This window comes from Methylosinus sp. R-45379 (assembly GCF_001644125.1).
Lineage (GTDB): Bacteria > Pseudomonadota > Alphaproteobacteria > Rhizobiales > Beijerinckiaceae > Methylosinus.
In genome coordinates this window covers 59,363-81,541 of sequence record NZ_LUUM01000046.1, presented here as the reverse complement: position 1 = coordinate 81,541, position 22,179 = coordinate 59,363, and the positions used below count along the sequence as shown (strand labels likewise).

Sequence of the window (22,179 nt, the reverse complement as noted above, 5' to 3'; positions counted from 1 at the left end):
GGGAGAAGGTGGCCCGGCAAAGCCGGGTCGGATGAGGGCGCCTCGCGATCCGTTTCGCAGGAGCTTTTTCCAATGCGATTGCATCTCGCTTTTCTCGCCGCCCTTGTCGCCTCCCCCGCCGCCGCCGAGACCGCGCCGCTCGAGCGCATTCTCTCCGCGACGCCGATCTATCTCTCCGATGGCGGCGGCCGTGATCTCGCCGTGCTCGTCGACAATCTCGACACTGGCGCCGATCTCTATGTCTATCTCGGGCTCGATCAGGACGCTCTGCGCGCCGGCGCCAAGCCTGCCTTCGTCAAGAAGAACGCCGCCTGGAATGGCGGCATGGCCGGCCAGCGGCCTTCGCTGGCGGTGAGCGACAAGGGCTCGCTGCTGATCAAATCCGAGAATGATTCGATCGGCCGCGACCGCTGGAGCGAGACTTTGACGGTGATCCGCCGCAATGGCGCGCTCATCGTCGCCGGCTTCACCTATGCGGCGCGCGACACGATCGACCCCAACGCCGGCGGGACCTGCGACCTCAATTTCCTCGCAGGCAAGGGAACGCGCAACGGCAAGAAGGTGGAGATAAAGGCGCAGACCATTTCCCTCGCCGATTGGTCGGAGGACAAGCTTCCGAAAGAGTGCAAATTCTAGAGCCGACCCCTATCGCCTCGCTCCATTTGCGAAGGCCGAGCGTGAAGGCCAAACATGCTCGTCGACGAGAAATACGTTGCTCCGAAAACGCCGGCCTCAGTCATCGCCGTGGGCGATGCTTTCGAAGCGCTGCTGATTCGGTCGATGCTCGAAAGCCTCGGCGCGGCTGTGCTCTTGCACCTCGTCGGGACGCCGGAAGATTTCCTGCTCACGCTCGAGCGGAAAGAACATGATCCGAAACTCGTCGTCATCTGCGGACACGGTGACGAAAACGGCTTGGTGTTCGGCGATTATGGCGATGGCGTAGACGTCGGCGCGCTCGTCGACGGCTCGCTGCCGGCGGCCGCCATCGCAAAGCGCGCTCGAATGCCGGGAGCGATCGTCGTCAGCACGGCCTGCCTGTCCGGCGATGCGGCTTTTGCGAAGGCCTTCCTCGAAGCGGGCGCCGCCGCCTATATCGCGCCAGCGGACTGTCCCGACGCCTCGGACGCCGCGCTCTTCGTTCACTATTTGCTTCATTCTCTGCTGAGGCGAGGCCTGTCCCCGGAACGGGCCTTCGACCGAGCGCGCCACGCCGATCCGGCCTTAGACATGTTCCGGCTGCACAAGCCCTGATCCGAGGCGGCTGAACCGCCGCCCGCTTCATTCACCCTCCCTCCGGAAAGCGGATGCGAATGTCATCCACCCTTGCTAAGGAAGGACCGCAAAAGAGGGACTAAAGGCGTGAACGAGGCGGCGAAAACCGATTTTTCGAGCGGCGACGCTCTCGGCGCGATATTGGCGTCGTTTCAGCGCGCGGGCTTTACCCGCTGCGAGCCGAAGATATTGCAGCCGGCCGGCGTTTTCCTCGACCGCTCGGGCGAGGATTTCCGCGGCCGTCTCTATCTGACCAGCGACGCCGCCGGCGACGACGTCTGCCTGCGGCCGGAATATACGATCCCCGTCTGCCTCGCCTATCTCGCTTCGGCCACGGCGGGCGCGCCGGCCTCCTTCGCCTATGGCGGCACTGTGTTCCGCTTCCCCGCCGAGGGCGAGACGGGCAGCGGCGAGCTGTTGCAGGCCGGGCTCGAGAGCTTCGGCCGCGACGATCGCGAGGCCGCCGACGCCGAGATTCTCGCCGCCGCTCTGGAGGCCGCCTCCTCGGCCGACGGCGGCGCGCTGCATGTGGAGACCGGCGACGCCGGCCTCGTCTCCACCTTTCTGGATCGGCTCGACCTGCCGCCCGCCTGGCGCCGGCGTCTCGAGACGGGACACGCCCGCGGCGAGTCGCTCTCTGAGATTTTCGCCCCGCCCGCCAATGGCAAGGAGCACGCCGGCGTGCTCGCCGCGCTCGAGAAGGTGGACGCCAAGGAGGCGCGCGCGCTCGTCGAGGATCTTCTGTCCATCGCTGGAATTTCGCCGGTCGGCGGCCGCAGCGCCGGGGAGATCGCCGAGCGCTTTCTGGATCAGGCCGCCCTCGCCGGCGGCGCCGGAGTGAGCGCCGAGACGCATGCACTGGTCGACGCCTTTTTTTCCGTGCAGGGGCAGATCGACGAGGCCTCCGCCGCGCTGCGCAAGCTCGCGAAGGACGTCTCGCTCGATCTGACCGCGGCGCTCGACTCGCTCGACACGCGCTCCGGCTTTCTCGCGGCGCGCGGCGTCGATCTCGATCGCGTGCGCTTCTCCGCGAGCTTCGCCCGGAGGCTCGATTATTACTCGGGCTTCGTCTTCGAGGCGCGGCGCGAGCCCGCCGGCCCGGCGCTCATCGGCGGCGGGCGCTACGACCGCCTGCTGAAGACGCTGGGCGCGAAACAGGACATCCCCGCTGTCGGCGCGGCCATATGGGTCGATCGGCTGACGGCGCGCAAAGGAAGCGCGGCATGACCGCAACGACGACCGACAGACTCATCGTCGCCGTTCCCTCCAAGGGCCGGCTGCAGGAGAACGCCAACGCCTTTTTCGCCCGCGCGGGCATAGAGGTGACACAGGGGCGCGGGGCGCGCGACTATCGCGGCCAGTTGGCCGGAGTGGAGGACGCCGAGGCGGCCTTTCTCTCCGCCTCCGAGATCACCTCGCGGCTCGCCAGCGGCGACGTCCATCTCGGCGTGACCGGCGAAGACCTCGTGCGCGAAACGATTCCCGATGCGGCGAGCAAGGTGGAGATTTTGGCGCCGCTCGGCTTCGGCAAGGCCAATGTGGTTGTCGCCGTTCCGCAGGCCTGGATCGACGTGCGGACCATGGCCGATCTCGCCGATGTCTCGGCCGGCTTTCGCGCGCGCCATGGCCGCGGGCTGCGCGTCGCCACCAAATATATTCACACGACGCGGCGTTTCTTCGCCAAGCACGCCATCGGCGATTATCGCATCGTCGAGAGCTCCGGCGCCACGGAAGGCGCGCCGGCGGCGGGCTCCGCCGATCTCATCGTGGACATCACCACCACGGGCGCGACGCTCGTCGCCAATGCGCTGAAGACTTTGGACGATGGCGTGATCCTGCGCTCGCAGGCCAATCTCGTCGCCTCGCTTTCCGCGCCCTGGACGCCGCGGGCGCGGGAGGCGGCCCGCATCATCCTCTCGCGCATAGCGGCCGAGGAGCAAGCGCGCACGACGCGCGAAATTCGCGCCCGTCTGACGCTGGACGAGGCGCTGCTCGCCGAGGCGGCGGAGAAATATTCCGTGGAGCTGCGCGAGCGCGGCGAAGGCGGCTTCGTCACCTTCTCCGCCCCGGCGGATGGCGCGCCGCAATTCGCCGATTGGCTGATCGCCAAAGGCGCGCGCACCGTGACCAGCGCGCGGCTCGATTATGTGTTCAGCGCGGAAAACGCGCTGTGGAGCCGGTTGCAAGGGCGGATTTGACGGGGTTTGGCCTGATACGTTTTCCCGCTGATCGCTTCGCATTACGATCGAGAACTCGCCCCGCGTCATTGCGAGCGAAGCGAAGCAATCCAGAGTTGCGGGGTGGCTACTGGATTGCTTCGTCGCTACGCTCCTCGCAATGACGCGAACCGATTATCCGGATTGTCATGAGGAGCCGGCGTCTCGAAGGGTCGTCGAAGCGCCGCCCGCTGGAGCATCCTTCGAGGCTTTTTGCGTTCCGCAAAAAGCGCCTCAGGATGAGGGGACTGAATTTCGGGCTTTTCCCATTTTGAGAATTCGCCGATGATCGGCGTCGTCCCCGGCGCTGGCGGAGTGGCGCGACGCGCCGGGGACCCAAAGCCGAACTCGTTACACTGCGGCTTCGGACGCCCGCCGGCTTCGACGCGCCGGCGGATGTGCGAGGACTGTCAATGCGTGTGGCGCAATAGCAGCAGCAACGCGATCGGATTGGTCGTCACATAGCGCAAGAACAGCCGGCGCGGCTCGAGCCGAAGACGGAAGGCCCATTCGAGCCCCGCCTTCTGCATCCACATCGGGGCGCGCTTCTTGGCGCCGGCCACGAAATCGAACAGGCCCCCAGATGTCTTGATCACTTTGACGTTTCGAAGGCGATCGCTCCATTTTCGCACGAATTCCTGCTCGCGCGGCACGCCCAGCGCCAGCCAGACGATATCGGGCGCCAGCTCGTCGATCTCGTCGATCTTGCGCTCCAGCTCCTCGCCGGTGAGATAGCCATGCGAGCGGCCGACGATGCGCAGGCCTGGAAAGCGGCGCATTGTGACCTCATAGGTCGCGCGATTGATCTCTTCCGTCGCGCCATAGAGGTAGAAGGTGACGCCCTCCCGCGCGGCCATTTCGGCGACGAGCGGATAGAGATCGGTGGTGGCGACGCGCTCCGGCAACGCCCGCGCGCCCAGCAGGCGCGAGGCGAAGACGAACGGTTGGCCGTCGGCGCTGATGAGATCGGCCTCGTCGACGAGCTCGGCGAATTCGCGGCTGGCGCGGCGACGCGCCAGCACCTCGCCATTGACGGAGGTGAGATAGAGCGGCCCATTCTCCCGCGCGGGGCGGAGAGCCGCCTCGATCATCAGCCGCGCGGTCGCCGCGAGATCGAGCCGAGCGACGCGAACGCCGCCAACAGTGACCTCCTCGATGTCCCGGAACGCCGGTTTACGCTGGAACGCCATGAATACGCTACCCTTTTTTCGCCTGCCGTCCCGTTTCGAAACGTGGTCGGCAATGTCGAAGGGTAGGCTGAGAGATACGTGCCAGACAGAATCGGGGCTGTTCTGTGCGGATTCGAAACGGGATGACGGACGGAGCTTCGGTCCTGTCCGCTCAAAGCGGCCGGCGGGCCGGCGAGGGATCGCTGTCCAGCCGCGCGAAGAGCAGATGGTCGCGCCATTGGCCGTTGATGTTGAGATAGGCCCGCGCGAAGCCCTCCTGATGGAAGCCATTGCGCTCCAGCAGCCGAATGGAGGCGGCATTGGACGGCAGGCATGCGGCCTCGACGCGATGCAAGCGCTGGCGGCTGAAGGCGTAGTCCAGCGCCGCACGCACGGCGCGGGACATATAGCCCTTGCCGGCATAGGGCTCGCCCATCCAATAGCCGAGCGTCGCCGCCTGGGACACGCCGCGCCGCACATGGCCGAGCGTCAGGCCGCCGACGAGAACATCGTCCGCCTCGCGGAAGACGAAGAAGGAATAGGCCTCGTCGCGCGCCATCTCCTCGGCGTGGCGGCGCACGCGATAGCGAAAGCTCCCGCGGGTGAGATCATCGGAGGGCCAGGTCGGCTCCCAGGGCGTCAGAAAGGCGCGGCTGCGCTCTCGCAGCGACGCCCAGGCGACGAAATCCCGCATCTCCGAGCTGCGCAGATAGACGCCCTCCCCGCGCAGCGGCAGATCACGATAGGCGGGAACGAGGCCGAAGAGCGCCATGGCAACCCTCTCAGACCGTGGCGCGCGCCGCGCGGGCGCGCTCGGAAATGAAGGCCGCGACCTTGCCGGAATCATTGTCGAGCACGGTGAAACGCTCGCGCGCGCCCTGAATATGCGCGAGATGCTCGGGCAGCAGCGGGCGCTTGCCGATGGCGCGCTCCACCGCATCCGGGAATTTCGCCGGATGGGCGGTGGCGAGCGAGACGATCGGCGTCGCGGGATCGATCGTGAGGCGTTTTCTCGCCGCATGAACGCCGGTGGCGGCGTGCGGATCGAGAATATAGCCGGTCTCGCGATAGGTGCGGGCGATCTCTTCCGTCGTGTCGGCCTCATAGGCCGCGCTGGCCTCGAATTCCGCGCGGATCGCTTCGAGCGGCGCGGGAGCGACGGTAAAGCCCTTGGATTGATCCAGCGCGCCCATCAGCCCGCGAATCTGCACGGCGTCGCGACCATAGACGTCGAACAGCAGACGCTCGAAATTGGACGAGATCTGAATATCCATCGATGGCGATTGCGTCGGCGTCACGCCGCGCAGCTCATAGCGCCCGCTCGCCAGCGTGCGCGCGAGAATATCGTTGGAATTGGTGCCGATGACGAGCTTGCCGACCGGCAAGCCCATGCGCTTGGCCACATAGCCCGCCAGCACATCGCCGAAATTGCCAGTAGGCACCGCGAAGCTCACCTCGCGATGCGGCGCGCCGAGCGCGACGGCGCTCGTGAAATAATAGGCCGTCTGCGCGACGACGCGCGCCCAATTGATGGAATTGACGCCGGCGAGCCCGACGCTCTCGCGGAAGCGCGCGTCGCGGAACAACGATTTCAGAATCGATTGCGCATCGTCGAAGGAGCCGCGCAGCGCAATGGTGTGGATGTTGGCGGCCTCGACCGTCGTCATCTGCCGGCGCTGCACATCCGAGACCCGCTCATGCGGATAGAGGATGAAGACATCGACCCGATCGAGCCCCGCAAAGGCCTCGATCGCCGCCGCGCCGGTGTCGCCCGATGTGGCGCCGACGATTGTCGCGCGCAGATCGCGGCGGGCGAGGACGGCGTCCATCATGCGCCCGAGCAATTGCATGGCGACGTCCTTGAACGCCAGCGTCGGGCCATGGAACAGCTCGAGGACGAAGAGATTATCGGCGATCTGCGTCAGCGGCGCGATGGCGCTGTGACGGAAGCTCGAATAGGCGCTCTGCGTCAGCGTGCGCAGCGCCTCGCCGTCGAAAGCCTCGCCGAGGAAAGGCGCGATGATGCGCGCGCTGGCTTCCGGATAGGGAAGGCCGGCGAGAGCAGCGATATCGCCGCGCGCCATCGCCGGATAGGAGACGGGCGCATAGAGCCCGCCGTCGGAGGCGAGGCCGGCGAGGAGAACGTCTTCGAAGGCGAGCTCTGGAGCTTCGCCGCGTGTGGAAATGTAGCGCACGGCGTCTCTTCTAACCCGCGAAGGCGGCGCCGGCAAAGTCCGAAGGCGCCGAAATCGTCGTGAGATTCGGCGCCGCTCGAGAATGAGCGGCCGCGTCAGCGCTGCTTCAGCCGGCCCGTCGCGTAGAAGGCGAAGCCTCCGGCGACCGCCGCGGACAGCGAGAACCAGGTGATGGCGTAGGAGAGATGATTATTGGAAAGCTCGATATTGTGATCATAGACGCGCGGCAGGCCGGGCGTCGGCGCCGCGGGATCGAGCTCCAGCAGAAAGGGCGAGGCGTCGGCGATCTGCAGATATGCGGCGAGCGCGCGCGCGTCGCCGGTGTAGAACAGCCCCTCCTGCGGCGAATCGGCCGGCGTGAAGAGATTGCGCGCCTGCGGGCCGCGCAGCAGGCCGGTGAGCGTGACGGGACCGGAGGGCTCGCGCTTGCGCGTCTCGTCGCCGCGCTGCGATAGCGGCAGAAAGCCGCGATCGACCAGGATCGCGCCGCCTTCGTCGAGCAGCAGAGGCGCGATCACCCGATAGCCCGGCTCCACCCCCGCGCCGGAGGGCGGCGGCGAGAAGATCAACGCCTCGCGCGAAAGATCGAAATGGCCGGACGCTCGGACATGGGTGAAATCATAGTCCTGCGGCGCGAGAGCATCCCATTGCGCGCGAGGCGGCGGCGCGACGGGCGCGGCCGTCGCGCGCGTCTCGACGCGCTCGATCAGCGCCTCTTTCCAGGCGAGGCGACGCAGCTGCCACACGCCGAGCCCGGCGAGCAGCGCCGCCATGACGAGCGAAAAGATCGCCGGCCCGAGAAGGGCGCGCGCTTCAGCTCTCATCGGCGCGCTGCCCCTCCTCCGCCTTGTTGAAATATTGCAGCGCGATCAAGAGGCTCTTGGCCGGCCGCAGCAGGCCGGCGCAGACGATGACCGTCAGCGGCAGGAAGATCAGCCCATGCACCCAATAGGGCGGCGAATAGGCGACCTCGACATAGAGCGCCGCGCCGACGACGATGAAGCCGGCGATGGTCATCACGAAGACGGCCGGCCCGTCGCCCGAATCGGCGAAGGCGAGATCGAGACCGCAGACCTCGCAGCTCGGCGCGAGCGTGAGGAAGCCGCGAAACAAATGTCCTTTGCCGCAACGCGGGCAGCGGCCGAGCAGGCCGGCGACATAAGGATTGACGGTGGAGTGTTCGTCCGCGGCCATGATTTTCCTATCCCTTTTGCGAGGGCGAGAGATCGACGAAACGAAAAAAGCGCCGACGACCCCGCCGGCGCTTCTCTCGAGGAAGCCGAGATGGGCTCGTCCTGGTCACTCCATATGGCCGCCCCAGTTGCCCCACACATAGATGGAGGCGAACAGGAACAGCCAAACGACGTCGACGAAATGCCAATACCACGCGGCGAACTCGAAGCCGAGATGCTGATCCGGCTTGAACTGGCCGGCGAGCGTGCGCGCGAGGCAGACGATGAGGAAGATGGAGCCGACGATCACATGGAAGCCGTGAAAGCCGGTCGCCATGAAAAAGCTCGCGCCATAGATCGAGCCTTTGAAGGCGAAGGGCGCATGGGCGTATTCATAGGCCTGGACGCAGGTGAAGATCAGGCCGAGCGCGATCGTGGCGATGAGGCCCTTCTTCAGCGCGTCGCGATTGTTGTGCAGCAGGCCGTGATGCGCATAGGTGAGCGTCGCGCCGGAGGTGAGCAGGATCACCGTGTTCAGCAGCGGCAGATGCCAGGGATTGAGCACCTCGATCCCATGCGGCGGCCACACGCCCTGGAACAGCTCGGTGCGGGCGAACTGCTGCGGATCGGCCGGGAAGATCGCCGAGTTGAAGAAGGCCCAGAACCAGGCGACGAAGAACATCACCTCGGAGAGGATGAAGAGGATCACGCCATAGCGGTGATGCAGCTGCACGACCGCGGTGTGATGGCCCTCATGTTCGGCCTCGCGGATGATGTCGCTCCACCAGGACCACATGGTGAAGAGAATGCCGGCGAATCCGACGCTGAACAGCAGCGGGCCGCCGATCTTCACGCCCAGCAGCGGCAGGCCCTTCATCCAATAGATGGCGCCGATCGCGGTGAACAGCGCGGCGAGCGAGCCGACGAGCGGCCACGGGCTCGGATCGACGAGATGATAATCGTGATTTGGTTTCGCGTGTCCGTCCGACATATCAGTATCCTCGAGATTTCGCCGGCCGGGCCGGTCTCGTTCACAGGGCTCCATTCGCTCGAGTGGTTCGCCCCGCCGCGGACGCCCCCCGTCGCATTCTTTTTACGTCACGTCTTCGGCTTTACGCCGCTCGCCGCCTCCTTGGGCTTTGCTTCCTTGGGCTTTTTGGAGGCGAAGAAGGAATAGGAGAGCGTGATTTCCTCGACGTGGCGCATCGTCTCATCGGCTTCGAGCGCCGGATCGAGGAAGAACACCACCGGCCATTCGGCGCTCTCATGCGGCGCGAGCTTCTGCTCCGAGAAGCAGAAACAGGCCAGCTTGTCGAAATAGGCGCCGGCCTGATCCGGGCTGACATTGTATGCAGCGACGCCGCTCGTCTCCTGGTCGGAGAGATTGACGACCTTGTAATAGATTGTCGCGGTCTCGCCGGTGCGCACCACGATGCGAGGCGTCTCCGGCTCGAAGCGCCAGGGCAGATCGCGCGCGACATTGGCGTCGAAGCGCACGCCGATGCTGCGCTCGCCGGGCTTGGCCGGCGCGAGCTTGGCGACCTGCGTCGTGCCGCCGAAGCCGGTGGCCGAGCAGAAGGCGCGATAGAGCGGGACCGAGGCGAAGGACAGAATCAGCATGGCCACGGAACCGCCGATCAGCAGCAAGGCGCCCCTGCCGGCGTGGCCTCTCTCTTTATGATCCGCGCCCATCACGACCTCACCCGGCCCGCGGCACGACGTTGCCGCCGAGCTTCACTATGGTGACGAAATAGAAGAGCGCCACGAACAGGGCGACGGCGACGCCGATCGCTATGTTGCGGGCGCGGCGGCTCTTCGCCTGTTCCGGCGTGAGGACCACGCCCTCGCGCGGCTCGGATGTGTCTTCGGGTCGGCCGATCGTCATGGGTTGCTCCGCTCAAGCGAGCCAGGACGAGAGGGCGAGAAGCCTCTCGATCACCAGAACCATGAACAATAGGGACAAATAGACGATGGAGAAGAAGAAGAGGCGCATCGCCGCGCGGCGCGCCTTCTCGCCCTCGCGGCGCAGATAGACCTCGATGGCGCAGCCGAACAGCGCCGCGCCGAGCAGCAGCGAGACGACGCCATAAACCGGCGAGGCGAAGCCGAGCAGATAGGGCGCGACGCCGATGGGCGCGAGCACGATGGAATAGACGAGGATCTCAAGGCGGGTGCGCGTCTCGCCATGCACATTGGGCAGCATGGGAATGCCGGCGGCGCCATATTCCTCGCGCTTGACCAGGGCAAGCGCCCAGAAATGCGGCGGCGTCCACATGAAGATGATGCCGAAGAGAATGACGCTGGAAAGATCGACGGCGCCGGTCGCAGCGGCGAAGCCGACGACGGGCGGCAGCGCGCCGGCCGCGCCGCCGATGACGATGTTCATCGGCGTCGAGCGCTTCAGCCACATCGTATAGACGACGACATAGAAGAAGATGGTGAAGGCGAGCAGGCCGGCGGCCAGCCAATTGGCGACCAGGCCGAGCGTGAACACCGCCATTATGGAGAGGAAGAGGCCGAAGGCGAGCGCCTCCTCGCGGCCGAGACGGCCAGCGGGAATGGGCCGGCGGCGCGTGCGCGTCATCAGCCGGTCGATATCGGCGTCGTACCACATGTTGAGAGCGCCGGACGCGCCCGCGCCGACGGCGATGGCCAGCAGCGAGGCGAAGGCGATGAAAGGATGCGGAGCAGTCGGCGCCAGCAGAATGCCGGCGAGCGCCGTGAACACGACGAGCGACATCACGCGCGGCTTCAGCAGAGCGAAATAATCGCCCGGCGCGGCGACGGGCGCGCGCGGGGCCGAAGCTTCGTCGAGGATGAAGGAGGCGTCGCTCATGCTCTCACTCTTTTATTGGCGATCGTTCTCGTTCTCGATCTTTCGACGATCGTCTTGCACAGATCGTTCCGAAGGTCTCGCGGGGCTCTCGTCCCGGGAGAAGAGCCGGATCGCTCCGGCCGCGACAGCTTGCGCCGCGGCCGGAGGAATTGCCTCAGTGGTGGCCCGAGCCGGTGATGCGCGGCAGGGTCTCGAACTGATGGAAGGGCGGCGGCGAGGGCAGCGTCCACTCGAGCGTCGTCGCGCCCACGCCCCAGGGATTATTGCCCGCCTCACGCTTGCGCAGGAAGGCCTCCGCGACCGTGTAGAAGAAGAGCAGGACGCTGACCGCGGCGATGGCGGCGCCGACCGACGACCAATAGTTCCACAGCGCGAACGCGTCCGGATAGTCGATATAGCGGCGCGGCATGCCGGCGAGGCCGAGGAAGTGCTGCGGGAAGAAGACGAGATTGATGCCGACGAAGAGCAGCAGGAAATGCGCCTTCGACAGAGTCTCGTTGTACATGTAGCCCGTCATCTTCGGGAACCAGTAGTAGAAGCCCGCGAAGACTCCGAACACCGCGCCGAGCGACATGGTGTAGTGGAAGTGGGCGACGACGTAATAGGTCTCGTGCAGCTGACGGTCGGCGGAAGCGTTGGCCAGCACGACGCCGGTGACGCCGCCGAGCGTGAACACGAAGATGAAGCCGATCGCCCACCACATGGGCGCGCGGAAGGAGATCGAGCCGCCCCACATGGTCGCGATCCAAGAGAAGATCTTGATGCCGGTCGGCACCGCGATGACCATTGTGGCGAAGACGAAATAGCGCTGCGCGTTGAGCGACAGGCCGACCGTATACATGTGGTGCGCCCACACGATGCAGCCGAGGAAGCCGATCGACACCATGGCGTAGGCCATACCGAGATAGCCGAACACGGGCTTGCGCGAGAAGGTGGAGACGATGTGGCTGATGATGCCGAAGGCCGGCAGGATCAGAACATAGACTTCCGGATGGCCGAAGAACCAGAACAGATGCTGGAACAGGATCGGATCGCCGCCGCCCGCCGGATCATAGAAGGTGGTGCCGAAGTTGCGGTCCGTCAGCAGCATGGTGATGGCGCCGGCGAGCACGGGCAGGGTCAGCACCAGCAGGAAGGCCGTCACCAGCATGCCCCAGGCGAACAGCGGCATCTTGTGCAGCGTCATGCCCGGCGCGCGCATGTTGAAAATGGTGGTGATGAAGTTGATCGAGCCGAGGATCGACGAGGCGCCGGCCAGATGCAGCGACAGGATCACATAATCCATCGCCGGCCCGGGGTGGCCCGTGTTGGACGACAGAGGCGGATAGAACACCCAGCCGCCGCCGAAGCCGAGCGAGCCCGGAGCGCCCTCCGCGAAGGTCGACAGCACCACCAGCACCAGCGCCACGGCGAGCAGCCAGAAGGAGATGTTGTTGAGACGCGGGAAGGCCATGTCCGGCGCGCCGATCATGATCGGCACGAACCAATTGGCGAAGCCGCCCATCAGCGCCGGCATGACGAAGAAGAAGATCATCAGCACGCCATGGGCGGTGATGAACACATTGTAGAGATTCTTGGCCGCGTCGAGATTGGTCGGGTCGGTCCCGTGCAGCAGCGCGGAAATGCCCGGGAACACCGAGATGCCAGGATGCGCGAGCTCGGCGCGAATGGCCATGGACATCAGGAAGCCGATGAGGCCGCCGACGACGGCAAGGATCAAATAGAGCGTGCCGATGTCTTTATGGTTGGTCGAGAAGAGAAAGCGGCGCAGGCCGGTGGGATGGTCGTGGTGGGCCCCCGCCTCGGTCGAGATGGCGTCCATGGTCGTGATCCTCGAAGAATGCTTGGCTTTTGTTCGGTTGGGCGATGCGAGAAGGTCAGCGCGCGGCGCTCTCGTCGGCGACGCGCATGCGCCCGACGTCGGCCTGGGCGAACTTCTTCTTCGCCTCGACCAGCCATTCGGCGTATTTCTCCTTGGAGACGACGCGGATGGCGGCCGGCATGAACGCATGATCCTTGCCGCAGATCTTCGAGCACTGGCCGTAGAAAATGCCTTCCTTCTCGGCCTTGAACCACGTCTCGTTCAGGCGGCCGGGCACTGCGTCGATGCGGACGGTGAAGGCCGGAATCGTGTAGGAGTGGATCACGTCGGAGGCGATCACCTGCAGCTTGACGACCTCGCCGACCGGCACCACCGCCTCATTGTCGACCGAGAGCAGGCGGACATCGCCATTCTCGGGCTTCAGCTCGGCGTCGGACTTCAGGAACTGGTCGAAGGAGAAGCCGCCGCCCTGATCCTCGGGATAGGCGTAGGACCAGTACCATTGATTGCCAGTGACCTTGATCGTCACCTTCGGCTCGGGAATCTCGACCTGATGCGCCAGCAGGCGGAAGGAGGGGATGGCGATGAACACCAGGATCAGCACCGGAACCAGCGTCCAGGCGACCTCGAGGCCGGTGTGATGGGTGAGCTTGGAGGGAACCGGATTGGCGTTCTCGTTGAAGCGCCAGCAGACGTAAATGAGAAGGCCGAGAACGAAGAGACCGATGAAGCTGATAATGGGCAGCAGAATGACATTGTAGAAAAACTGCGTCTCGGCGCCCACTTCCGTCACCGTCGTCGGAAGACCGAGACCTCCCGGCGAGGGCTGGCCGATCACCTCGGCGGATGCGACGCCCGCGAGCAGGAGCAGGGAGGATACGGCGCCGGCCATCAAGGCCGCGCGGCGGAGTGTGGGTCGTCTGCCGATGAGCATGAAGATCGCCTCTCGGACCTCAGGAACAAGGTCGTTATGATTTTGTTATCCGGTAGCTATAGATCGGCCCGAACCCGCCACAAATCCGGCCCGTCAGGTATTCCCACGCGGGTTCAACCACAAACAGCGGCGCCGCGCAATCGCTGCGGCGCCACAGTGTGCCTGACAAAAAGTCGCGCCACCTGCCTCTGCGCAAAATTGCGGCGTCGGCGCCCCACCGCTTGACAGCGGGCGGCCATTTGCTACGCAGGACCGGACCTTCGAGGTTTTTCGTAACGCCCCGTTTTGGCCCGGTTTCGATCCTAAGGGCCATAGGAATCCGCATCGAAGAAAAGATGGAGCGAAAATGAGGCCGCACGCCGCCGTTCTCCGGCTCGCGAGGTTGCGACATGTGGTCGCGGGGCTGTTTTTCGCAGTCGCAGCATGGTCTGCGACCTCGCCCGCCGCGGCGCAGGGGGCTGTCAAATCGAAATATGGCGATTGGGAGATTCGCTGCGAGACGCCGGCCGGCGCGGCTGCCGAGCAATGCGCTCTGATTCAGAGCGTCGCCGCGGAGGACAAGGCCAATGTCAATCTCGTCGTCGTGGTGCTGAAGACCAGCGACGGCAAGAGCCGGCTGCTGCGCGTCATCGCGCCGCTGAATGTCTTGCTGATCAAGGGCCTCGGCCTCACCATCGACAAGACGCGCATCGGCGACACCGGCTTCGTGCGCTGCCTGCCGTCGGGCTGCGTCGCCGATGTGGTGATGGACGATGCGCTCGTCGACCAGCTCAAGAACGGCAAGACGGCCACTTTCGTCATCTATCTGACGCCGGACGAGGGCGTCGGCCTGCCCTTGTCGCTCGCCGGCTTCAAGGAGGGATTCGCCAAATTGCCGTGATGGCGGTAATGGCGTTTCTCATGCGCCGCCGAGTGGCGGGCTGAAGAATGAGAGGGCCGATGGACACGAGACCGATGATGCGGCGCTTTTTTGCGATTCTCTCGATTTCCGGCGTGGCGACGGGGCTCGCGGCGAGCGGCGCCCGCGCCTTCGACCTGCCCAATCCCCTCTCGGTCTTCGACGGCGGCGAGAAAGAGCCGCAAAAATCCGATCGGCCCGTGCAGGCCGCTCCCGGCGCGGCGGTGGACTGCCCGGAAATTCTCGTCGACACCGGCGCGGCGACGCTGCGCGTTCCGCCGGGCGCGGATAATTCCTCGGTGCGCTATCAGCTCTCGCTGTCGCATCTCGCGCGCGAATGCACCGTGTCGGGCGATCAGATTCTCATAAAGGTTGGCGTGGAGGGCGCGGCCGTGCTCGGCCCGAGCGGACAGCCCGGCTCTTTCTCCGGCGCGCTGAAGATCGCCGCGCGGCGGCAGAAGGACGAATCGATCCTCGCCTCCAAGACCTATCACGTGTCGGCGAGCGTTCCCGCCGGCGCCGCGCGCGGCGAGTTCCGCGTGATCTCGGAGCCTTTGGCGGTCCCCTATCTCGGCTCGCAGGCGGCAGATGATTACGAGATTCTCGTCGGCTTCGAAGGCGGCGCGGCCGACAAATCGGCCCCGGCGCAAAAGCGCCGCAAGCGCCACGCCCGCACTACAGAAGCTTCCCCGGATTGAGGATTCCCTTCGGGTCGAGCGCGGATTTGATCGCGCGCATCAGCTCGAGCGCCACCGGGTCCTTCACTCTGCGCAGCAGATCGCGCTTCAGCACGCCGACGCCATGCTCGGCGGAGATCGAGCCCGCATATTTCGTCACCAGCCCGTGGACGATCTCATTGATCTCCTCGCGGCGGGCGAGGAAGGCGGCGCGATCGGCGCCCTCGGGCTGCGAGATATTATAGTGGATATTGCCGTCGCCCATATGGCCGAAGGGCGTTGGCCGCGCGCCCGGCGCATGGGCGATGACGCGCGCGCTCGCCTCCTCGAGAAAGGCCGGAATCGATTCGAGCGGCACGGAGACATCGTGCTTGATCGAAGCGCCCTCGGGCTTTTGCGCCTCCGGCAGAGTCTCGCGCAGCTTCCATAGGCCGGCGCGCTGCTCCAGCGTCGCGGCGAGGGCGGCGTCCTCGGCTATGCCCTGCTCCATCGCCTCGCCGAGCAATTCGGTCAGCAGCTCCTCGACGCCGCTCTCGGCGGGCGAGGCCAGCTCCATCAGCACATACCAGCCATGCGCGCCGGCGAGCGGATCGCGAACCCCGGCGATATGGCGCGTCGTGAAGTCGACGCCGATGCGCGGAATCAGCTCGAAGGCGACCAGCGCCGAGCCGGCGCGCGCTTTAGCGAGCGTCAGCAAGCTCAGCGCCGCGTGCGGATCGGCAAGGCCGACGAAAGCGGTGGCGCGCGAGCGCGGCAGGGGAAACAGCTTCAACGTCGCGGCGGTGATGATTCCGAGCGTGCCCTCCGAGCCGATGAACAAATGGGCGAGGTCATAGCCGGTATTGTCCTTGCGCAGCTTGGAGAGACCGGACAGCAGCCGCCCATCGGCGAGCGCCACCTCGAGCCCGAGCGCGAGATCGCGCGTCGCGCCATAGGCGATCACATGCACGCCGCCGGCGTTGGTGGCGAGATTGCCGCCGATGGTGCAGCTGCCTTCGGCGCCGAGCGAGAGCGGGAAATAGCGGCCGGCGGCTTCCGCTGCGGCCTGGACATTGGCGAGAATGACGCCGGCTTCGACCGTCATCGTGTCGGAAGCGGGATCGACCTCGCGAATCTTGTCGAGCTTTTGCAGCGACAGCACGATTTGCGCGCCGCTGTCGTCGGGCGTCTGGCCGCCGACGAGGCCTGTATTGCCGCCCTGCGGAACGACGCCGACGCCGGCCTCATTGCAGAGGGCGAGAACGGAAGCGACCTCGCGGGCGCTTCGCGGCTTGACGATGCAAGGAGCGCGGCCGAAAAACGCGTCACGCGGCTCACGGAGATAGGCGGCCATATCGCCGGGATCGACGATGACGCCGCCACGTCCCACGATCGCGCTCAGGCGATCGAGCAGCCCCGTGTCATCGCGTCCTTTTTCGACGGCGGTCAGCGAAGATTGCCTCGATTGTGGGAGACCCTTCGAAGAAGGTCACCAGTGGCGACGACGACGATGCGCTTCATCGGTGCGGCGGACCCGCACATAAGCGGCGGCGGCGACAGGAAGTCCGCCGAGGACGATACTGCACAATGTTGCGGCGAGAAGCGCATTCATGTGACCATCTCCTTCCAGATTCGAGCCTAGCCTCCCGAGGAGCCGGCTCCCCACGCTGGACATGGACGCAAATCCTATGCCCAACTCGACAGGGCTGGCAAGACAAAATTCCCCGCCCAGCCCCGAAACACTTTCTGAAAACCGTCCGTTGTCACATGAAATGCATCGACGGAATGTAGGATTTGCGGGGCCATTCCGCCATAGGTGGGCGCACGAAAAATTGCGCGCCGCCGACGCTCGCGTCAGCGCGACAATAGCCGCCGGCGCGGCGTGGTCTCGGACGCCCGCTCGAAGAGAGCGACGAGCTCGAGATGCGGCGAATGCCGAAATTGGTCGATCGGCGTGATGAATTTTGCGGCATATCCGCCTTTGCTCAAAACCGCGGCATCACGGGCGAAGCTCTGCGGATCGCAGGAGACGGCGACGATGCGGCGCACGGCGGAGGCGGCCAGCGCCTCGGCCTGGGCCAGCGCGCCGGCGCGCGGCGGATCGAAGACGACCGCGTCGAAGCGGCTCAGCTCCTGAGGGTCGAGCGGACGGCGGAAGAGATCGCGCGCCTGCGACGAGATCGGCCGCAGCCCCCTCGCCGTGCGGGCGGCGCGGTCCAGCGCCTCCACCGCGGCCACATCCGAATCGATCGCCGTCACTTGCGCCTGCGCCGCGAGCCGCAGCGCGAAAGCGCCGACGCCGCAGAAGAGATCGGCCACGCGCTTGGCCTTCTCGCCGACGCCCTGCGCGACGAGGCGGGCGATGGCGGCCTCGCCCTCGGCCGTCGCTTGCAGAAAGGCGCCGGGCGGCGGGAAGACTTGCGTCTTGCCGATCATCACCCCGGGCGGGAGGCGCAACGTCACCAGCCGCCCATGATTGGCGAGGCGCGCGAGATCGAGGGTCTCGGCGAGCTCCAGCAGCGCCAGAGTCTCGCGCTCCTCCAGCTCGCCGGCGCCGCGAATGTCGATATCCAGCCCGCCGGTCGCCGCGGTCACGGCGAGGTCGAGCGGCTTGCCGCGACTGGCGAGCGCCTGCGCCAGAGCGCGCGCCGCGGCGGGGGCGCCGGCGAGGCGCGGCTCGAGCAAGGGGCAGGCGTCGATCTCGACGAGATCATGCGAGCGCGCGCGCATGAAGCCGACGCGCGCCGCGCCCTTCTCATAACGCGCATGGAAGGTCACACGCCGACGGCCGGCGCCATGGGCGTCGATCAGCGGCTCGACCGGCCAGTCGAGTCCGGCGTTGCGCAGCGCCGTCTCGGCGAGGCTGCGCTTCCATTGCGCATAGGCGGGCGCGGCCAAGGTCTGCACGGCGCAGCCGCCACATACGCCGTAATGCGGGCAGAAGTCCTCGATGCGATCCGGCGAGGGCTCGAGAATATCCACGACACGGGCGCGCTCGCCCTCCACCTCGGCGAGAACCGTCTCGCCAGGCAGAGCGAATGCCGCGAAGACCAGCCCCTCCTCCGTGCGGGCGACGCCCTCGCCCTTATGGCCGAGACGTTCGATGACCAATCTTTGCAACATCAGGCCCGCCGCGCATGGAGGAGAAATTCGCGATTGCCGTCGCCGCCCTCGATCGGCGAGGCGATGACGCCGAGCACATGCCAGGCCAAAGCCTCGACCTCCGTGGTAATACGCGCGCAGACCTCGGCGTGGATCGCCTCGTCGCGCACGACGCCCTTCTTGCCCGCCTTGCGGCCGGCCTCGAATTGCGGCTTGACCAGAGCCAGGAGGCTCGCGCCCTCGGCCGCGAGCGGCAGCACCGGCGGCAGCACCAACGCCAGCGAGATGAAGCTGGCGTCGATCACGATCAGCGACGGCGGCTCGGCCAGATGCTCCCGCGTCAGAGCGCGCGCGTCCAGCCCTTCCAGCGAGGCGACGCGCGCATCGCGCCGTAGCCGCTCGTGCAATTGGTCGTGGCCGACGTCCACCGCCACGACATGGCGCGCCCCGGCGCGCAGCAGCGCGTCGGTGAAGCCGCCGGTCGAGGCGCCGACATCGAGGCAATAGCGGTCCCGCGCATCGACGGCGAAAGCCTCCAGCGCATGGGCGAGCTTGACGCCGCCGCGCGAAACGTAAGGATGCGGGGCCTGAGCGACGATCTCCGCGCCGGGCGCGACGAGCTGCGACGGCTTGGCGATTCTGCGGCCGTCCGCCTCGACGAGGCCGGCGAGAATCGCCTCGCGCGCCTTGGCCCGGCTCTCGAAAAAGCCGCGCTCGCACAAAGCCACATCGGCGCGGAGCGGCCCCTGCGCGCTCACCATCTCAGCAATCGCGCGCCGAGCGCCGCTCCGGCAAGAGTGACGAGGGCGATGGCCAGCGAATACCAGACGGCGACGAAGAGCGGGCTGTCATCCGTGCAATGGGTGGCGTAGAAGCTCGCCGCCAGCGCGCCGGCGACGAGGCCGGCGACCGCCCCGGCGACCGCCGGCCGGCTGGGCGCGCCGCGCCGCAGCGCCAGCATGAGTATGGCGAGCGGCCCCGTCGCGATCAGCGGAATGAACAGGACGCAGGCGCGGGCGTTGTGGCCGACGAGCCGCGCGCCCCAGCTATCCGCCGGCGCGGCGATGAGCTCGAGGCCGACCGCCAGGAGAAGCGCGAGCAGCGCGAGCAAAGGCGCGAAACGCCAATAGCCGGGCTCCGCGCCCGGCGTGGCGAGCCGGCGCAGCAGGCCGGCTCCGGCGCCGAGCAGGCTGAGCGTCACCGCGAATTTGGCGAGAAAGCGCAGCGTGTGCATGGCCTCGCCGAGATCGGCCCGCACGCCGATGAAGCCGAGGAGCGCGGCCCCGGCGACGATGGCGGCGGCGACGAGCGCGCCCACGAAAATCTGCGCGAAGCGAAAGCGCGAGGGCGCATGGTCCGCGACGAGCGCGCCGATCAGCTCTTCCGTTCTCATTTCTCGCCCCTCCGATAGAGCGCGGCCAGAGCCTTGATCGCGCGATGCAGAGCGACGCGCACCGCGCCCTCGCTCATTCGATAGCGCTCGGCCGCCTCCCTCACCGAATGTCCGTCGATCGAAAGGAAGCGCACGAGATCGCGCTGACGCTCGCCGAGCCCGCCGAGCAGTCGATCGACATCCTGGCGATCGACGCCATCGTCCGCCGCCTCGGGCGCCGCGAGATCGAAGGCGTCGTCGATCGGCAGCGGCGATTTTGCGCCGCGGCGACGGCGCGCGTCGATCAGCTTGTTGCGCGCTATGGTCATGATCCACGGCGAGATCGGCCGGTCCATATCCCAAGTGTCGCGCTTCAAATGAATGGCGAGCAGCGTCTCCTGCACGATATCCTCGGCCTCGCCGACATCGAGGCCGAGCCGCGCGCAGTCACGCCGGGCGACGCCGCGCAGCGTCGGCGTCAGCGACAGCAGCAGCCTCTGATAGGCGCCCGAATCGCCCGCTATGGCGGCACGCATCAGCACGGCCCATTCCTCCTCGGCGTCTCGCGCTCCCAAATGCCCACCTTGCCATTCGTGAAAAAGCGCTCTCTCGTTACGTCATGCGCGGGGGATGCGTCGAGAGGCGCGTTTTCGGTTCCCGGATTTTCGTTTTTCGGTTCCCGGATTTTCATGGCGCGTCACAAAAACGCCGGACTATTCGCGCCTTCTTAACGAAAGAATCGCAAATCTATCGACGCGCCGCGCGACAGCGGCCTCGCCCGCCGCGGGCGCAGTCGGATTGGAGCTTCCCCTTGCGTAGGTTTTCGAAGTCCGTCTTTTCGTTGAGCGTTCTCGCGCTCGCCGGCGCCGGGACACAGGCGGCGATCGCCGCGGGCGACGCCTATGACGGCCAGGCCGAATGGGCGCAGCGCTATGACGCCGACCCGAGACTGACCGTCTCGCGCTCGACGACGCCCATCCTCTCCACGCAGACCGTCGCCGCGACCGAAACGGCCATGGCGCAGCTGCAGGAGATCGTCGCGCGCGGCGGCTGGCCCATGGTGCCGGCCGGCCAGCAGCTGCGGCTCGGCTCCAACGGCCCCGCCGTCTCGGCGCTGCGCCGCCGGCTCATCGTCTCGGGCGACATCGGCGCCGAGGCCGGAACGAGCCCCGTCTTCGACTCTTACGTGGAGGCCGCGGTGCGCCGCTTCCAGGCGCGCCACGGCGTCAACGCCACGGGCGTCGTCTCGACGCAGACCTTCGCCGCGCTCAATGTCTCCGCCGAGCTGCGCCTGCGTCAGCTCGAGACCAATCTCGTGCGCCTGCGCAGCTTCTCGCGCGATCTCGGCAATCGCTATGTGACGGCCAACATCCCCGCCGCCACTGTGGAGACGGTGGAGAACGGCGCCGTCGTCACCCATCACACGGCCGGCGTCGGCAAGATCGACCGCCAGTCGCCGGTGATGCAGACCAAGGCGATCCAGGTCAATTTCAACCCGTTCTGGACCGTGCCCGCCTCCGTCATCCGCAAGGATCTGATCCCCAAGATGCAGGCGGACTCCAACTATCTCTCGGACAATCACATCCGCGTCTACAATAAGGAGGGCGTCGAGCTCTCCCCGCAGCAGATCAACTGGAACTCGCTCGAGGCGCTGAACTACAAGTTCCGCCAGGACACGGGCGGCGATTTCAACTCGCTCGGCGTGGTGCGCATCGACATCGCCAACCCTTACGGCGTCTATATGCACGACACGCCGGCCAAGGGCATTTTCGGCGACGACTTCCGCTTCGTCTCCTCCGGCTGCATCCGCCTGCAGAATGTGCGCGACTATGTCGCCTGGCTGCTGAAGGAGACGCCCGGCTGGGACCGCGACCATATCGACGAGGCGATCCGCTCCGGCGAGCGCATCGATGTGAAGATTTCCCCCGCCGTGCCGGTCTATTGGGTCTATGTCACCGCCTGGGCGACGCCCGACGGGGTGATGCAGTTCCGCGAGGACATTTATCAGCGCGACGGCCTCGGCCTCACCGCCTCCATCCCGCAGCAATCGGCCCCCGCTCCGACGCCCGTGGCGTCCCGGCAAGCCTCCCGCTCGCCGCAGATGCTGCCGGTGTTCGGCGAGGAAGAGAACTGAGCGAATGCGTTGGGAGCAGGCGCTCACGATCCTGCTCCTGCTCGCATTCTATCTCATTCCCTTCGCTTCGGTGCTCGCGACGCGCGGATGGCGCTCGCTCGCCGCCGTGTCGATCCTCTGGCTCGCAGTCATCGCGTTTTTGGCGCGGCCGCTCTTCGACCACCCGAGCGAACCGCGCTGCGGGCTCGGCGAGATGATCTCATTGATCGTCGCGACCCTGGTCGCCGCAGCTTTCGCCACGAGCTTCGTCGGACGCGTCCTGCTGTCGAGCAATCCGACGATGGCGCGCGCGCCGGCGGCGACGATGGTCGTCGCGCTCGGTCTCGCGGGTTTCGCCGGCGTCGCTTGGCTGTTCCGTGGCTTCTTCAGCTGAACCGGCGTCTACTTCGGCTGGAAACGCT

General features: G+C 66.4%; 25 protein-coding genes. 7 read left to right on the top strand and 18 right to left on the bottom strand.

Going from position 1 to position 22,179, the window contains the following annotated elements; all coding sequences use genetic code 11:
- Positions 1-72 precede the first annotated feature (72 nt).
- On the top strand, positions 73-636 hold the full coding sequence (locus A1351_RS02945) for a hypothetical protein (RefSeq protein ID WP_064032108.1): 564 nt from the start codon (positions 73-75) through the stop codon (positions 634-636).
- Between the two features lie 96 nt (positions 637-732).
- Here A1351_RS02945 and A1351_RS24335 read toward each other — a convergent pair whose 3' ends face one another.
- Positions 733-1,209: a hypothetical protein gene (locus A1351_RS24335; RefSeq protein WP_157096062.1), complete on the bottom strand. Its 477-nt coding sequence runs from the start codon at positions 1,207-1,209 to the stop codon at positions 733-735.
- Positions 1,210-1,359: 150 nt separating this feature from the next.
- On the opposite strand from A1351_RS24335, the gene A1351_RS02935 reads away from it, so the two are divergent.
- Together A1351_RS02935 and hisG are read left to right on the top strand one after the other, a co-directional pair.
- A complete protein-coding gene (locus A1351_RS02935; protein ID WP_024878738.1) occupies positions 1,360-2,499 on the top strand; it encodes an ATP phosphoribosyltransferase regulatory subunit in 1,140 nt (379 codons plus the stop codon).
- On the top strand, positions 2,496-3,470 hold the full coding sequence (gene hisG, locus A1351_RS02930) for an ATP phosphoribosyltransferase (RefSeq protein ID WP_024878737.1): 975 nt from the start codon (positions 2,496-2,498) through the stop codon (positions 3,468-3,470). Before A1351_RS02935 ends, hisG begins: the two co-directional genes overlap by 4 nt.
- A gap of 428 nt (positions 3,471-3,898) precedes the next feature.
- Here the strand turns inward: hisG and A1351_RS02925 are convergent, their stop codons facing one another.
- From A1351_RS02925 to coxB, 11 genes are all read right to left on the bottom strand, one after another.
- Positions 3,899-4,678 carry a WecB/TagA/CpsF family glycosyltransferase gene (locus tag A1351_RS02925; RefSeq protein ID WP_024878736.1) on the bottom strand — a complete coding sequence of 260 codons (780 nt, stop codon included), beginning with the start codon at positions 4,676-4,678 and terminating at the stop codon, positions 3,899-3,901.
- Positions 4,679-4,829: 151 nt separating this feature from the next.
- Positions 4,830-5,429, bottom strand: coding sequence for a GNAT family N-acetyltransferase (locus A1351_RS02920; RefSeq protein ID WP_024878735.1), 600 nt, complete (start codon positions 5,427-5,429; stop codon positions 4,830-4,832).
- 10 nt (positions 5,430-5,439) lie between these two features.
- A complete protein-coding gene (thrC, locus tag A1351_RS02915) occupies positions 5,440-6,852 on the bottom strand; it encodes a threonine synthase (RefSeq protein WP_064032104.1) in 1,413 nt (470 codons plus the stop codon).
- A gap of 95 nt (positions 6,853-6,947) precedes the next feature.
- Positions 6,948-7,676 carry an SURF1 family protein gene (locus A1351_RS02910; RefSeq protein ID WP_024878733.1) on the bottom strand — a complete coding sequence of 243 codons (729 nt, stop codon included), beginning with the start codon at positions 7,674-7,676 and terminating at the stop codon, positions 6,948-6,950.
- Positions 7,666-8,046, bottom strand: coding sequence for a DUF983 domain-containing protein (locus tag A1351_RS02905; RefSeq protein WP_024878732.1), 381 nt, complete (start codon positions 8,044-8,046; stop codon positions 7,666-7,668). Before A1351_RS02905 ends, A1351_RS02910 begins: the two co-directional genes overlap by 11 nt.
- Positions 8,047-8,151: 105 nt before the next feature.
- Positions 8,152-9,015, bottom strand: coding sequence for a cytochrome c oxidase subunit 3 (locus A1351_RS02900; RefSeq protein WP_024878731.1), 864 nt, complete (start codon positions 9,013-9,015; stop codon positions 8,152-8,154).
- Between the two features lie 107 nt (positions 9,016-9,122).
- Positions 9,123-9,716, bottom strand: a complete 594-nt coding sequence (locus A1351_RS02895; RefSeq protein ID WP_024878730.1) for a cytochrome c oxidase assembly protein — start codon at positions 9,714-9,716, stop codon at positions 9,123-9,125.
- A 7-nt stretch (positions 9,717-9,723) separates the two neighbouring features.
- Positions 9,724-9,909 (bottom strand): hypothetical protein, encoded by a 186-nt coding sequence (locus tag A1351_RS02890; RefSeq protein WP_024878729.1) that lies wholly within the window; start codon positions 9,907-9,909, stop codon positions 9,724-9,726.
- A gap of 12 nt (positions 9,910-9,921) precedes the next feature.
- Positions 9,922-10,860, bottom strand: a complete 939-nt coding sequence (locus tag A1351_RS02885) for a heme o synthase (RefSeq protein ID WP_024878728.1) — start codon at positions 10,858-10,860, stop codon at positions 9,922-9,924.
- Positions 10,861-11,014: 154 nt separating this feature from the next.
- Positions 11,015-12,682 carry a cytochrome c oxidase subunit I gene (ctaD, locus tag A1351_RS02880; RefSeq protein WP_024878727.1) on the bottom strand — a complete coding sequence of 556 codons (1,668 nt, stop codon included), beginning with the start codon at positions 12,680-12,682 and terminating at the stop codon, positions 11,015-11,017.
- Positions 12,683-12,737: 55 nt separating this feature from the next.
- A complete protein-coding gene (gene coxB, locus A1351_RS02875) occupies positions 12,738-13,616 on the bottom strand; it encodes a cytochrome c oxidase subunit II (RefSeq protein ID WP_024878726.1) in 879 nt (292 codons plus the stop codon).
- A 346-nt stretch (positions 13,617-13,962) separates the two neighbouring features.
- Between coxB and A1351_RS02870 the strand changes: the two genes are divergently transcribed.
- Together A1351_RS02870 and A1351_RS02865 are read left to right on the top strand one after the other, a co-directional pair.
- The gene (locus A1351_RS02870) at positions 13,963-14,496 is read left to right on the top strand and encodes an invasion associated locus B family protein (RefSeq protein WP_024878725.1); all 534 of its coding nucleotides are present in this window, start codon (positions 13,963-13,965) and stop codon (positions 14,494-14,496) included.
- Positions 14,497-14,555: 59 nt separating this feature from the next.
- A complete protein-coding gene (locus A1351_RS02865; RefSeq protein WP_064032102.1) occupies positions 14,556-15,212 on the top strand; it encodes a hypothetical protein in 657 nt (218 codons plus the stop codon).
- Here A1351_RS02865 and A1351_RS02860 read toward each other — a convergent pair.
- The 6 genes from A1351_RS02860 to A1351_RS02840 form a co-directional block, all read right to left on the bottom strand.
- Entirely contained in the window at positions 15,190-16,524 is a 1,335-nt protein-coding gene (locus tag A1351_RS02860; RefSeq protein ID WP_245291562.1) for an FAD-binding oxidoreductase, read from the bottom strand. The genes A1351_RS02865 and A1351_RS02860 overlap by 23 nt on opposite strands.
- Positions 16,525-16,659: 135 nt before the next feature.
- Positions 16,660-16,782, bottom strand: a complete 123-nt coding sequence (locus A1351_RS25975; RefSeq protein WP_256367021.1) for a hypothetical protein — start codon at positions 16,780-16,782, stop codon at positions 16,660-16,662.
- Between the two features lie 242 nt (positions 16,783-17,024).
- Complete coding sequence (locus A1351_RS02855; RefSeq protein WP_198162199.1) at positions 17,025-18,293, bottom strand: class I SAM-dependent RNA methyltransferase; 1,269 nt, start codon at positions 18,291-18,293, stop codon at positions 17,025-17,027.
- Complete coding sequence (locus A1351_RS02850) at positions 18,293-19,033, bottom strand: TlyA family RNA methyltransferase (protein WP_024878721.1); 741 nt, start codon at positions 19,031-19,033, stop codon at positions 18,293-18,295. Before A1351_RS02850 ends, A1351_RS02855 begins: the two co-directional genes overlap by 1 nt.
- A complete protein-coding gene (locus A1351_RS02845; RefSeq protein WP_064032099.1) occupies positions 19,027-19,665 on the bottom strand; it encodes an NrsF family protein in 639 nt (212 codons plus the stop codon). Before A1351_RS02845 ends, A1351_RS02850 begins: the two co-directional genes overlap by 7 nt.
- Positions 19,662-20,180 carry a sigma-70 family RNA polymerase sigma factor gene (locus A1351_RS02840; protein ID WP_051592704.1) on the bottom strand — a complete coding sequence of 173 codons (519 nt, stop codon included), beginning with the start codon at positions 20,178-20,180 and terminating at the stop codon, positions 19,662-19,664. Before A1351_RS02840 ends, A1351_RS02845 begins: the two co-directional genes overlap by 4 nt.
- 305 nt (positions 20,181-20,485) lie before the next feature.
- Here A1351_RS02840 and A1351_RS02835 point away from each other — a divergent pair, with 305 nt between their 5' ends.
- Both A1351_RS02835 and A1351_RS02830 read left to right on the top strand, forming a co-directional pair.
- Complete coding sequence (locus A1351_RS02835) at positions 20,486-21,778, top strand: murein L,D-transpeptidase (protein ID WP_024878718.1); 1,293 nt, start codon at positions 20,486-20,488, stop codon at positions 21,776-21,778.
- Positions 21,779-21,782: 4 nt separating this feature from the next.
- Positions 21,783-22,151, top strand: a complete 369-nt coding sequence (locus tag A1351_RS02830) for a hypothetical protein (RefSeq protein ID WP_024878717.1) — start codon at positions 21,783-21,785, stop codon at positions 22,149-22,151.
- Positions 22,152-22,179: the final 28 nt, after the last annotated feature.